General features: G+C 56.9%; 14 protein-coding genes. 2 read left to right on the forward strand and 12 right to left on the reverse strand.

Translation table 11 applies throughout. From position 1 onward, the window contains the following. Positions 1-20: 20 nt before the first annotated feature. The 4 genes from AAH446_RS17250 to AAH446_RS17265 form a co-directional block, all read right to left on the reverse strand. Positions 21-1,271, reverse strand: coding sequence for a flavin-containing monooxygenase (locus AAH446_RS17250; RefSeq protein WP_342907906.1), 1,251 nt, complete (start codon positions 1,269-1,271; stop codon positions 21-23). A 116-nt stretch (positions 1,272-1,387) separates the two neighbouring features. Further along, on the reverse strand, positions 1,388-2,206 hold the full coding sequence (locus tag AAH446_RS17255; protein WP_342907907.1) for an ABC transporter permease: 819 nt from the start codon (positions 2,204-2,206) through the stop codon (positions 1,388-1,390). Position 2,207: 1 nt separating this feature from the next. Then, complete coding sequence (locus AAH446_RS17260; RefSeq protein WP_342907908.1) at positions 2,208-3,062, reverse strand: ABC transporter permease; 855 nt, start codon at positions 3,060-3,062, stop codon at positions 2,208-2,210. Between the two features lie 73 nt (positions 3,063-3,135). Next, positions 3,136-4,164, reverse strand: a complete 1,029-nt coding sequence (locus tag AAH446_RS17265) for a polyamine ABC transporter substrate-binding protein (RefSeq protein ID WP_342907909.1) — start codon at positions 4,162-4,164, stop codon at positions 3,136-3,138. Positions 4,165-4,523: 359 nt separating this feature from the next. Here AAH446_RS17265 and AAH446_RS17270 point away from each other — a divergent pair, with 359 nt between their 5' ends. After that, entirely contained in the window at positions 4,524-5,486 is a 963-nt protein-coding gene (locus tag AAH446_RS17270) for a LysR family transcriptional regulator (protein ID WP_342907910.1), read from the forward strand. Positions 5,487-5,515: 29 nt separating this feature from the next. On the opposite strand, the gene AAH446_RS17275 is transcribed toward AAH446_RS17270, so the two are convergent. From AAH446_RS17275 to AAH446_RS17310, 8 genes are all read right to left on the reverse strand, one after another. Further along, positions 5,516-6,445 (reverse strand): 2-hydroxyacid dehydrogenase, encoded by a 930-nt coding sequence (locus tag AAH446_RS17275; RefSeq protein ID WP_342907911.1) that lies wholly within the window; start codon positions 6,443-6,445, stop codon positions 5,516-5,518. Then, positions 6,442-6,891, reverse strand: coding sequence for a type II 3-dehydroquinate dehydratase (locus tag AAH446_RS17280; protein WP_342907912.1), 450 nt, complete (start codon positions 6,889-6,891; stop codon positions 6,442-6,444). The genes AAH446_RS17275 and AAH446_RS17280 overlap by 4 nt, the downstream gene beginning before the upstream one ends. Before the next feature lie 12 nt (positions 6,892-6,903). Then, on the reverse strand, positions 6,904-7,515 hold the full coding sequence (locus tag AAH446_RS17285; protein ID WP_342908009.1) for a glutathione S-transferase: 612 nt from the start codon (positions 7,513-7,515) through the stop codon (positions 6,904-6,906). Continuing rightward, the gene (locus AAH446_RS17290) at positions 7,515-8,513 is read right to left on the reverse strand and encodes an NAD(P)H-quinone oxidoreductase (RefSeq protein WP_342907913.1); all 999 of its coding nucleotides are present in this window, start codon (positions 8,511-8,513) and stop codon (positions 7,515-7,517) included. Before AAH446_RS17290 ends, AAH446_RS17285 begins: the two co-directional genes overlap by 1 nt. A gap of 23 nt (positions 8,514-8,536) precedes the next feature. Then, the gene (locus AAH446_RS17295) at positions 8,537-9,679 is read right to left on the reverse strand and encodes an ABC transporter ATP-binding protein (protein WP_342907914.1); all 1,143 of its coding nucleotides are present in this window, start codon (positions 9,677-9,679) and stop codon (positions 8,537-8,539) included. Between the two features lie 131 nt (positions 9,680-9,810). Next, a complete protein-coding gene (gene argE / locus AAH446_RS17300) occupies positions 9,811-10,962 on the reverse strand; it encodes an acetylornithine deacetylase (RefSeq protein ID WP_342907915.1) in 1,152 nt (383 codons plus the stop codon). Positions 10,963-10,978: 16 nt separating this feature from the next. Beyond that, complete coding sequence (locus AAH446_RS17305; RefSeq protein ID WP_342907916.1) at positions 10,979-11,653, reverse strand: DUF1028 domain-containing protein; 675 nt, start codon at positions 11,651-11,653, stop codon at positions 10,979-10,981. Positions 11,654-11,665: 12 nt separating this feature from the next. Next, the gene (locus tag AAH446_RS17310; RefSeq protein WP_342907917.1) at positions 11,666-12,091 is read right to left on the reverse strand and encodes a RidA family protein; all 426 of its coding nucleotides are present in this window, start codon (positions 12,089-12,091) and stop codon (positions 11,666-11,668) included. 308 nt (positions 12,092-12,399) lie between these two features. On the opposite strand from AAH446_RS17310, the gene AAH446_RS17315 reads away from it, so the two are divergent. Next, positions 12,400-12,564 carry a hypothetical protein gene (locus tag AAH446_RS17315; RefSeq protein ID WP_342907918.1) on the forward strand — a complete coding sequence of 55 codons (165 nt, stop codon included), beginning with the start codon at positions 12,400-12,402 and terminating at the stop codon, positions 12,562-12,564. Positions 12,565-12,594: the final 30 nt, after the last annotated feature.

The following is a 12,594-nucleotide window of genomic DNA, read 5'->3' on the forward strand; positions in this document are numbered from 1 at the left end:
GAAAGAGAGGTGCAGACTAATTAAGACCTGGTGTAATCAGTATAAGCATTTTGCAGGGCGATATGATCGGCGATATATTTCGCATCATGCCAGACGCCATAAATAAAAGAGGAGGCTCTGTTGACTAAATTGGGCAGGCCCAGGAAATAAATCCCACGCTCGGCAGAAATACCGCGCTTATGAAACGGCAGGCCTTTATCATCAAAAGCGTCCACCTGTAGCCAGCTGAAATCAAATTTAAAGCCGGTGGCCCAGATAATCGTGGTGACGCCTGCGGCGGCTATATCCAGTTGAGACAGCGGGTTTATCAGGCAATCAGGATCGCTCAACAGCTCCCATGCCTGCGGCTCTGGTGGCAAATCCAGTCCGTTCCTCTCAATATAGGCATCGGCATCACGCAATACGTCAAAATAGGCTTTGTCGCCTTCGGCAATATTCTCAGCCAGGCCTCCGGCAAAACTCAGCACGCCGTTTTCCCAGCCGTTGGTGATCCCTACCAGCGTAATACCCATATGCGCCAGACGGCGGAAATCGACGGTTTTACCGCCTTCGTAGCCGCTGACAGCAAAGGCCACATGTTCTTTTTTAGGCTTGATTTTCACTTCATCCCACAGGCCCAGCGCGCCTAACCACCAGCAGTAATCGCGATTGCGGTACGAGCGCGGCGGGCGATAGTGTTCTCCCACAGACAGATAGACGTCGCGGCCTGATTTTCTCAGTTCCTCAGCGATTTGTGTGCCTGAAGCACCCGCGCCTATCACCATTACGCCACCGGCGGGAAGCTGCTGCGGATTTTTATAGACCGAGGAGTGGATCTGTTGCACTGCTGCACTTTCTGGAACGAGCTGCGGAAAAGAGGGCTTCTGGAACGGGCCGGTTGCCGCCACCACATTATCCGCTTCGAATTCGCCTGCCGAGGTGACTACTTTAAAACCGCTACGTCCGGCCAGCCGTTGCACCTGATGAACCTCAATGCCGGTACGCACCGGCGCATCAAGCATCCTGACATACTCTTCAAAATATTGCGCCATGCGCTCTTTAGGCGGAAAAGCTTCCTGAGAGATGTTGTCGAATTTCAGCGACGGAAAGCGATCGTGCCAGGCTGGGCCATTGGCGACCAGAGAGTCCCAGCGCTCTGAGCGCCAGCGTTCGGCAATACGGCTGCGCTCCAGCACAACATGCGGCACGCCCATCAGTGACAGATGTTCACTCATCGCAATACCTGCCTGACCCGCACCAACAATAACGGTATTTATTTTTTCTACAGACATGTGAAATCCCTAATAATGATCGACCCCCGTTCCTTCAGCAATAATCCTGAACGGGCGTTGTATTAATGATAATCAGGCTTTTTTAACAGTAATAAGGGTAATGCCTCGGGTATGTATCAATGCCCCGCTTCAATATTCAATACTTTCCCCAGGCCGAGGTATTTATTAGCAATAATTAACAGAGTTGCTGTGACCGAAATATAAATAACCGAAATAGCAGCGAGGGTTGGATCGGCAAATTCACGCACATAGTTATACATCGCCACCGGCAGGGTCTGCGTTGCCTGGGTAGTGATAAACAGTGAAGCAGTAAACTCATTGAATGAAAGGATCGCCGCAAACAGCCAGCCGCCGAACAGGCCGGGTAAAATCAGCGGCATCGTGATGGTCCACAGCACGCGCAGCGGCGAAGCGCCCAGGCTGGCAGCCGCCAGCTCAATGCGCTGCTCAAGGTTTTTCAGCGAGACGTAAACGCTACGCAGTACAAACGGCAGCACCAGCAGGACATGGCAGAACACCACCAGCGCATAACCACGCCCAATCCCAAACTGTGAAACCAGCATCAGCAGTCCCAGGCCGATGGTGAAGTGCGGAATAAACAGCGGCGACAGCAGTATCCCTTCCAGCACTTGCTTACAGGGAAAGCTGTAGCGCTCGATCGCTATCGCCAGCGTGGCCCCTATCACCACCGCCAGCGTGGAGGCCCACGCGGTAACAATCAGCCCGGAATAGAACCCATGACGGAAATCGTCATAGTTGAGGGCGCGTTCAAACCAGCGCAGCGACCATCCCTTAGGCGGGAAAAACAGGACCGATGTGCTGCTGAATGAAGAGATAAACACCACCACGGTCGGCAGCATAACAAACGCCAGAATAGCGATGACCAGCAGCCGACCGAGCAGCGTCACCCCTTTGTCGTGTTTCGATCGCATCATATTAATGTCCTCCGATCGCCAGCAGCGAGCGCGTCATACGTTTCAACGAGATCAGCAGCAGAATGGTCAGCGCCAGTCCGGCAATACTCATTGCCGCAGCGAACGGGAAGTTCAGCGATGAGAAGCCAAGCTGGTAGACCATGGTGGCCACCGTGCTGACGCGTCCACCGCCGATCAACTGCGGCGTGGCGAAAGCGCTGAATGTCCAGGTAAAGGCCGTCGTCAGGCTGGCGACAATGCCGGGGATTGAGAGCGGAATGGTTACCGTCAGCAGCGTGCGGATTGGCCCTGCGCCCAGGCTGATGGCGGCCTTTTCGTAATCCGGGTTGATGTGTGAAATGGCGGTGGCCAGCATCAGCACCATAATCGGCATGGTGACGTGCACCAGCGCCATCACCACGCCACTCTGGGTGAACATAAACTGGATGGGTTTATCGATCAGGCCCAGCCCCAGCATCAGGCTGTTCAGGAAGCCGCTGTTACCCAACACAATAATCCACGAATAGGTGCGTACCACTTCGCCAAGGAAAAGCGGCGTAATGGCAATAATTAAAATGGTGGATTTAACCCAGGCGGTACGCGTACGCACCAGCGCGTAAGCCAACGGGTAGCTCAGCAGCAGCCCAAAGATCGCCGTTTTGGCGCTGAGCATGACCGTATTGAGAAAGGCTTCGGCATAAAGCGTTTTGAACAGGCCGCTGAAATTGGCCAGGGTAAAGCCACCAACGTCCAGTGAGCCTGGAATATAGGCCCGCACGCTGAACTGCATCACGGCGAACATGGCAACAACAAGCCCGAACGCCGTCAGCGTAGCGGGAATGATGAACCAGGGTAAAAATGTCGGTTTTCTCGTCATAGACGTTGCTGCCTGAATAAAGTGTTGCGACCAGCCATTGAGCCTGGGCGGCAGCGGGTGCCGCCCGATTAACTCAGTGAGACATGATGTTTTCGGAGAACCACTTGCGCCACTCGGCGGTTTTCTCGGCACGCAGTTGCGGATCGGTGTTGATGGTGGCATCCCACTGGGCGGCAGTGGTCAACATGCCGGGCAGCTTCGCCAGCTCTGGATCGATATGGGCGTTGGTCACCGTTGGGCTGCCGCGATAGATCTTCGCCACCTGCTCCTGAATTTCGGGTTTTAGCGCGATATTCATGAACTTGTAAGCTAACTCCGCATGTTTAGTCCCTTTGTTGATACCAACGGTATCTACGCCAAGGATCGCGCCTTCTTCAGGAATAGCGAGCTTAATGTTGACGCCTTCCGCCATCATGCTGTAGGCATTCATCGACAGCATCACCTGCACCGGGGTTTCGCCGGTGGAGATCAGCTGCTGGCTATTGGCGTCGTTGGTATAGAAAGATTTGATATTGGGAATAAGTGCTTTCAGCTTCGCCTGCCCTTGTTCCCAGTGCGCGGCATCGCCGCCGGAGAGTTTTGCCGAAACCGCAATAATATGGCTGGGGTCCCAGTCTGGCAGAGCCAGCGAGCCTTTCAGTTCAGGCTTCCACAGATCGTTCCAGCTGGTGAAAGTTTCGCCTTCGGGTACGAGGTCCGGACGATAACCTATGGTGTAGACATAGCCCCACACGCCCAGGTGATAAGGGCTGACCTTAGCCTGTTTAACCAGGTTAACTGCATTGGGGATTTTGCTCATGTCCAGCTTTTCGAACAGGCCGCTGTTGGCATACAGGAAGCCAATGTGCGCGGTAGTAAAGGTCACATCTGTTTCCGGCGAGCCGCCAGCCAGTTTGGCTTTATTCAGACGGTCAATGGTGCCGCCGGTAACGAACTGCACTTCCACGCCGGTCTCTTTGGTGAACTCTTTCGCGATGGTTTGATCGATCAGATCTTTGAAGCTGCCGCCCCAGGTGCTGACGATGAGCTTTTCTGCGGCCATCGCATTTCCCGTACTCAGCACGCTGGTCAACAATGTTAAGGCATAAATCTTACGCAACATATTCTCGTCCCCAATGAATGAAATGACTGTTGTAGTGGGTATTGACCACCGTCGGCGTCACGCACTGCTCCAAAATAGTGCAAAGGCGGTCTTCTGGTGTGGGATCGATTCTGCCGTGAGTCGTTAAGCCGGTAAAACAGCATTTCCCTCGCCCTTGCGTCAGAATTTCTGACGCTAAAAGTCGCGCGGCTTTACAACGGGTTTTCTTAAGCAGTGATGAGGCAGAAGCGAATGGGACATCCTGCTCTGGCAGGTGATTATGCTTTTATCTGCCCACAGGCATGATAAATGCATGGCAAGAAGCACTATCATAATGACTGACGCGACAAGATCGCGTCAGCGCTGCCAGGAGAACCTGCATGCTCAGTCGCATAACCCAACGCCAGTTGGAATATTTTGTCGCTTCCGGAGAGGCGGGCAGCATCATAGGCGCATCGGAGCGTATCCATGTTTCCTCGCCGTCGATTTCCGCCGCCATCACCCATATTGAGGCTGAGCTGGGCGTGCAGCTGTTTGTACGCCATCATGCGCAGGGGGTTTCGCTCACCACGATTGGCCACCTGGTACTGAAAGAGGCGAAGCTGATCCTGGTGCAGATGTCGAACCTTTACACCATTGCCTCAGAGTCGTTCAACAGCGTGCGTGGCCCGCTGCGCGTGGGCTGTCTGGATACGCTGGCCCCTATGCTGACGCCTGAGCTGGTATTCGGCTTTGGCCGCGCCTTTCCCGGCGTGCGCATTACGCTGGTAGAGGGCAACCATGAACAGTTGCTGAAGCAGCTGCGCTCTGCCGATATTGATATCGCGCTGACCTACGATCTGGTGCCGGCTAATGATATCTCTTTTCAGTCGCTGGCCCAGCTGCCGCCCTATGTGATGGTGGGGGAGCATCATCCTTTTGCCACCCAGTCGGCGGTAACCCTACAGGATTTAGCCAGCCAGCCTATGGTGCTGCTGGATATGCCCTGGAGCCGTGAATACTTTCTCAGCCTGTTCAGCGAGGCTGGCGTGACGCCCAATATCGTTATGCGCTCCAGCAATATTGAGGTGGTGCGGGCTATGGTGGCTAACGGCGTCGGCTTTGGCATCGCCAATGTGCGGCCAAAGGCTAACCTCTCTCAGGACGGCAAGCGGGTGATCCGCGTGCGGCTTGCGGGAGTGAATAAACCGATGCAGCTCGGCTATGCCACTGTGGCACACGTGCAGCAGTCGATGGTGGTCAATGCCTTCGCCGAACGCTGCCGGATGTTTATTTCGGACCAGTACATTCCAGGCATGGCCGCACCAAGCTATTTCGACCCGCAGGTGGTGAACGTGGCGTAACTCAGACGTCTTTCCTGGCAGAGGGGCGATTAGTAGCCACGTGCTGGAAAGACCTGGTTCAGAACCGGCTCACCCCGCGCCAGACGCTGGATATTTTCGGCTACCTGCTGCGCGGCGGTGGCGGGAATCGCTACCGAGGCCAGATGCGGCGTTATCAGCACATTGTCCATCGCCCACAGCGGATCGTCCGGCGGCAGCGGCTCACGATCGAAGACATCCAGCGTGGCCTCGCCGATATTTCCGTTGCTTAACGCCTGCGTCAGGGCGGCCTGATCCACAATGGCACCGCGGGAAACGTTGATAAAAGCGCCTCCGCGAGGCAGCTTCGCCAGCCTCTCTGCGCTGAGCAGACCCTGCGTTTGCGGCGTCAGCGGTAGCATAACCACTAAAATGTCGCTCCCGGCGAGAAACTCATCCAGCGACGTCATGCCGCTGCGGCAAACGATCCCTTCCAGCGATTTTTGCGAGCGGGACCAGCCGTGTACGTCAAAGCCCTGCCTGGCCAGCTCCATCGCCGCATACGATCCCAGTTCTCCCAGCCCCAGCACGCCAACGCGCACTGTTGACGGCAACCGTGGATGCAGATAGTGCCAGCGACGCTCACGCTGCGCACGCTCGAAGGCCGGAATATCGCGCGCATAGCGCAAGACGGCAAACAGCACATACCCCGCCATCATTCGCCCCATGTTGGGGTCAGATAAACGGATAATGGGGATCTCAGGCAAATCATCCCGCCCCACCAGTGAATCAACGCCTGCGCCAAGGTTAACCAGCAGTTTTAAATTGCGATAGGGGCCAAAAAAGCCGTGCGGGGGTTTCCAGACCAGCGCAAATTCAACGGCGTCGGGATCTTTGACTTCCCCGGCACGGCAGAGGGTTATTCCCGGCAGATAAGGTGACAGCAACGCTGACCACTCCTCAAAGCTGTCGAACTCGCTGTAAAAGACCAGGGTACTCATGCGTTTTTTGCTCCGGCCAGGCTGACCACCGCGTCGATAGCCAGCTCATAGCCCAGTACGCCCAGCCCGGCAATGACGCCGGTCGCCGCTTTAGAGACCATTGAATGATGGCGGAACGGCTCGCGCTGCCAGATATTGCTCATGTGTACCTCGATTACCGGACCGTCAAACATCAGAAGCGCGTCCAGGATTGGCACTGAGCTGTAGGTCAGGCCTGCCGCATTGATGATCAGCCCGGCAGCGTGCTGACGCGCTTCCTGGATCCAGTCGACCAGCACGCCCTCGTGATTGCTCTGGCGAAAGACCAGCGTGATGCCAAGTGATTCAGCACGACGATGGCAGCATTCAACGATGCTGGCAAAGCTCTCGCTGCCGTAGATGCCGCTTTTATCCAGGCCGTACAGGTTGGCGTTAGGCCCGTTAAGAAAATAGATCTGCTGTGACATGCAGGCTCCTGGTTAAACATGAGGGCGCGTGGCCGCCATAGCCGGATGCGCATCGAAAGTGGCGAACCAGGCGGCGGTTTGCGGATGGTCCCTCCGCCAGTTAAGTCCGGCAAAGCGGAAGTCGAGGTAGCCCAGCCCGCAGCCGACGGTAATCAGCCCCAGATCGTCAGGCAATGGGTGGAAACAGGACGCATGACGTTCGATTTCAGCCAGCGCGGCGGCAACCTTATTCAGCTGCGCCTCAGCCCACGCTTTCCACTGTTTTTCCTGCGGGCGGGCGCTAAACTCGTAGCGTGCCAGCAGGGCTGCATCCAGCAGGCCATCGCCCAGTGCTTGCCGCGTGAGCGAGATCCAGCGGGCATCACCATGCGCAGGGATTAATGTGCCGCCGGCTCTGGCGTTGAGGTAGTCGCAAATCACCCGGCTGTCATACAGGCATATCCCCTCTTCTGTCCGCAGGGCAGGCACTTTGGCTAACGGATTAAAAGCGGCGATGCGCTCGTCACGTTCGACTGGATGAGCCGCCGACGCCAGCAGCTCAATCTCCTCCGCCAGGCCAAGACAACGCGCCGCCACCATCACCTTACGCACGTAGGGCGAGGTGGAAGCGTAATAAAGCTGCATCAAAGAACACCTCCGGCGCTATCTGTCTGCAACACTACTTTGCCGATGTTAGCGTTAGCTTCAAGAATGCGATGGGCTTCAGCCGCCTGCTGCAAAGGCAGCGTCTGATAAAGCGTTGGCAAGATTTTGCCTTCGGCCACCAGCGGCATCAGATGGTCGCGGATGCACTGAGCCAGCCGTGCTTTCTCAGCCACGCTTTTTGGCCGTAGCGTCGAGGAGGTCAGACTCAGGCTTTTACGCATCACTAGCTGGAGATCCAGCTCGATTTTTGCTCCCTGCATAAAGGCGAGACTGACATGGCGACCACCCGGCGCAAGAACGCTCAGATTGCGCGCAACATAGTCGCCGCCGACGTTATCCAGCACTACATCCACGCCCGTGCCGTGAGTTTCATCCAGGATCGCGGCAACAAAATCTTCGTTATGGCGATCGATCGCCCGCCATACGCCGAGCTGCTGTAGCGAAGCAATTTTCTTACTGCCGCCGGCTGTCGCAATGACGCGAGCACCGAAGGCCTGAGCGCACTGAATAGCAAAAGTCCCCACGCCGCTGGCCGCACCGTGGATAAGCACAGTTTCGCCGGGCATCAGCCGTCCCAGTTCGAACAGATTATGCCAGACGGTGAAAGCGGCTTCCGGGAGACCAGCCGCGTGACGTAAAGACAGGTTCTCGGGCACTGGCAGGCAAAGTTCGGCCCTTGCAAGGGCATACTGGGCGTAGCCACCGCCGCTCAGAAGCGCCATAACCGGGGTGCCGACCGCAGGGCTTTTCACGCCATCACCCAACGCGACTACAATGCCGGAGACTTCGAGACCCAGAATATCCATACTGCCGGGCGGCAGCGGCATGCCGTTGCGCTGCATAATATCGGGACGGTTAACGCCTGCGGCTGCCACGCGGATTAGTACCTCACCAGCGCCCGCCTCCGGCACTGGACGCTGCACAACCTGTAACACTTCTGCACCGCCCGGCTTGCTGGCGATTATGGCGTTCATCATTTCGGGTATCATGAATGTTGTCCCTACTTTTCGCTGGTAAAGGCGCATACGCCCTCGTCGGCAAAACTCACGCCGACCACGCTGCCGACCGGCCAGCGGGTGAGTGAATCCAGTCCGGACTGACGCGCAAACAGCATGGCGCTGCCTAAGGCCGGTGCATCCAGATGCACATCGACATGATCGCCCTGAAACACATGGGCGATCACCGTGGCGCTGAGGCAGGAATCCGGGCCAAGTGGGCCGAGCTGCATGTTCTCAGGCCGGACATATACATCCAGCCGTTCGCCAATGGTGCCCTGCACCCGTTCAGCGGGAAGGCGCAGCGTGTTACCGCCCAGTTCAATCACCGCCAGGGTATCGCGGCCAGCATAGCGGCCAGGCAAAATATTCACGTCGCCGACAAAGCCTGCAACAAAAGGATCGTCTGGCCGCCGGTAGATCTCATCCGGCGAGCCGATTTGCCGCACATGCCCTGCCGACATCACTACCACTCGATCGCTCATACTTAGCGCCTCGCCCTGATCGTGTGTCACAAACACGGTGGTTACACCCAGCTTGCGCTGAATAGCCTTCAGCTCTACCTGCATCGACAGACGCAGGTTTTTATCCAGGGCAGAAAAAGGTTCATCCAGCAGCAGCACCTTCGGGCGGATCACCAGTGCACGCGCCAGTGCGACGCGCTGCTGCTGGCCGCCGGAGAGTTCACGCGGTTTACGATGGCCGAACCCTGCCAGCTTAACCAGCGCCAAAGCCTGCTCGACGCGTCCGGCGATTTCGGCCTTTGGCACGCCACGCATCCGCAGTCCATACCCCACGTTCTTTTCTACCGTCATGTGCGGAAAAAGTGCATAGTTCTGAAACACAATGCCAATTTCGCGCTGATAGGGCGGGATTTCCGTTACCAGCTCACCATCAATAAATATTTCGCCGCCGTCGGCCTCGGCAAAGCCGGCCATCAGGTTGAGCAAGGTGGTTTTGCCGCAGCCGGATGGCCCCAGCAGCGTGATAAATTCCCCCTCTTTAATGGTCAGGGAAATTTTATGCAGGGCGATGGCGTCACCAAAGCGTTTCAGCACGCCATCCAGCCGCACGGCGATTGGGGTTTTTACCGGCGCGTCAGGGATACGCTCGGCCTGTGGGAATGGGGTAACTTCTGCGCTTACCATGAGATCTCCAGAAAACGGGGCTGTTATTGCTTGCCAGCAGCATACGGCTTCTTTGCGCCTTACGCGGTTAGTGCTTCCTGAAGCTGACGTTTGGAAAACATAAAGCAGGGGCTGAGCCTGCGCTGAACGGGTTAACGGCTCATCCAGGCCGCGAGACGACGCAGCATCTCATCGCAGGCGTTCAGCTGATCGAGAGTGATAAACTCGTCCGGCTTGTGGCCCTGCTCCATGCTGCCCGGCCCGCAAACCACGCTGGAAATCCCGTTCTGATGAAAGAGCCCACCTTCGGTGCCGAAAGCAACGGTGCTTAATTCGCCGGAGCCCGTCAGATGAGCAATCAGCCTGGCGGCGGGACTGTCCGCTGGCGTATCCAGTCCGGGATAGCTGCTGAGGGAATAAAAGTGGATTGCCGTGTGGTGATTTACCGCGCGCATTTGCGGCAGCAGGTCACTCTGTGCGTAGTCTTCCAACTCATTGACCACCTGCTGCGCATCCTGCTGCGGCAGCGTCCGCACCTCGAAATCAAATGTGCAGTCAGCCGGCACGATATTTAAGGCGGTGCCACCAGCAATCACCCCGGTCTGCACGGTAGTGAACGGCGGATCGAATCGTGCATCCTGCCGGTCCGGCGCAGCCAGGCGTTCGCCAATCACCGTCAGGCGCTGGATCAGCTTAGCGGCGTATTCAACGGCGTTGACGCCCTGCGGCGCGTAAGCCGAGTGGCAGGCAGCGCCTTTCACCTCGCAGCGCATGCCGGACTTGCCCTTGTGTCCTGAGACCGCTTTTAGCCCGGTCGGCTCGCCAATCAGGCAGATAGCTGGCTTGTCAGGGCGCTGGGCCAGCGCGTCAAGCAGGCTGCGCACGCCCAGGCAGCCAACCTCTTCATCGTAGGAAATCGCAAGGTGCAGCGGCTGGGTCAGGGGCTGCGCCAGGAAGTGAGGAACCGCCGCCAGCATACTGGCGATAAAACCCTTCATATCAGCCGTGCCGCGCCCGTAGAGCTTGCAGTCACGTTCGGTAAGGGTAAAGGGCGGCACGCTCCAGGCCTGCCCATCCACCGGCACCACGTCACTATGGCCGGATAACATCACGCCGCCACTCCCTGCCGGCCCCAGGCGGGCATAGAGATTGGCCTTGCTGCGTTCCGTATTGTGGATCAGTTCACAGCTGACGCCGAGATCGGTCAGATAACGCCAGACAAAATCAATCAGCGCCAGATTGGACTCCCGGCTGGTGGTATCAAAGGCCACCAGCTTTTCAAGCAGCGTTCGACTGGTTAACATCAGGTTTCTCCAAATTCTACTCGTCGCCCGGCACGCCGTAACTGGGCGCCTGGGTCGGATCGAGCGCACGAATAATGTAGTCCTGCATCTGTGGCCGGTAGGCCTGCCACAACCGTTCCAGGCCCTTTACAGGATCCGCCTCGGTCCAGTCCAGGCGAAGATCGACTAGCGGCCAGACCCGATCGTCAACAATCGACAAGGCCGCCGAGTGCACGGGACCCGCTTCTCCACCGGATGTCATGCCGGCCTGCATCGCGGCTATCAAACGGTCAGCCAGGTGACCTTCGTGCTGCTCAAATGCCACGACCATTGCCGGGATCACATCGGTGTTCGCCAGCAGATTGCCTGCGGCAACACAGTTGACGCCGGTCAGCGCATGATTAACGCCAAGCGTTTTATCACCGCTAAAGCAGGCCGCCTGCCCATCGGCTGAAAGCACCGTAACCTGGCGATACTGAAAATGCGGATCGCTCTTAAGAGCCGCCTGAAGCGCCGCTTCTGCCGTATCGCCCAGCTGCAGACGATCCAGAATTTGCGGGCCAAGCGACGGTAGCGTGATATTTTGTGTGGAAACCGCGCCAGCTCCCGCTCTTAACCATGGACAGCGCGCGCCTACGGCAATACTGGAAGAGCTGATGGCTATTCCCATTTGACCGGTCCGGGCGCAGCGCCCGACGATTGATAACGTCATCGCATGCGCTCCTTATTGTGGCTGCCAGTCGTCGGGGATCACCGCGATGACGTCAATCTCCATCAGCCACTGCGGCTGCCCCAGGCCGGAAATCACCAGGCCCGTAGAAATGGGGAATACCCCTTTCAGCCATTTTCCAACTACCTGATAGACCGGCTCGCGGTAGCGGGGATCGATAATGTAAGTGGTGGTTTTTACGATGTGTGAAAGATCGCTACCGGCTTCTTCCAGCAGCTGCCTGACGTTTTTCATCGCCTGTTCGGCCTGAGCAGCCGGGTCGCCCAGCCCAATGAGATTCCCTTCAAAATCGGTGCCGATCTGCCCGCGCACATAAACGGTGTTGCCCGCACGGACGGCCTGACAGAGATCGTTGTCCAGCGACTGGTTGGGATAGGTTTCTTTGGTATTGAATTTGCGGATACGCGTGTGTGTACTCATATGTGCCTGCTGTGTAGGGTGGAAAGCCCGGTAAGGTATACCGCTCTCTTCCCGGCAGACAAAACAGCATTAACCGAGGGGCTGCTTTAAAAAAACCGAATCTCCTGGTTCTCTGCCCAGACAGTAAAAAACTGCCAGTGAGCCAGCGCACAAACCAGGCATAAACTCTTCGTCGGGAATTGATGTAACCTCATGAATTTCAAAAACCCCAGGGCGTTTGCATAAGTTTTACCTGGCAATACTCCCTATCCGCTTCCCCCTGTTGCTGCGTATACCTATAGCGGTGCTTTTAACCCTACAGGTGACGCATGACACAACAATATGAAGGCTCGCTTTTCCGCCGCATCATTCTGACGCTTAACGTTAACCAGACTGACCGCGCCAGCATGGGTTTCGTTAAGGCCTCACTGCAAAGCGATGCTTATCAGCGCCGCCGCTTTCGACGCATGCGCCCGCAACGCGCTGCCGCATAAGAAGCGTAACGATGCCGTTTTTGATCGATA

This window comes from Erwinia psychrophila (assembly GCF_039023475.1).
GTDB lineage: Bacteria > Pseudomonadota > Gammaproteobacteria > Enterobacterales > Enterobacteriaceae > Erwinia.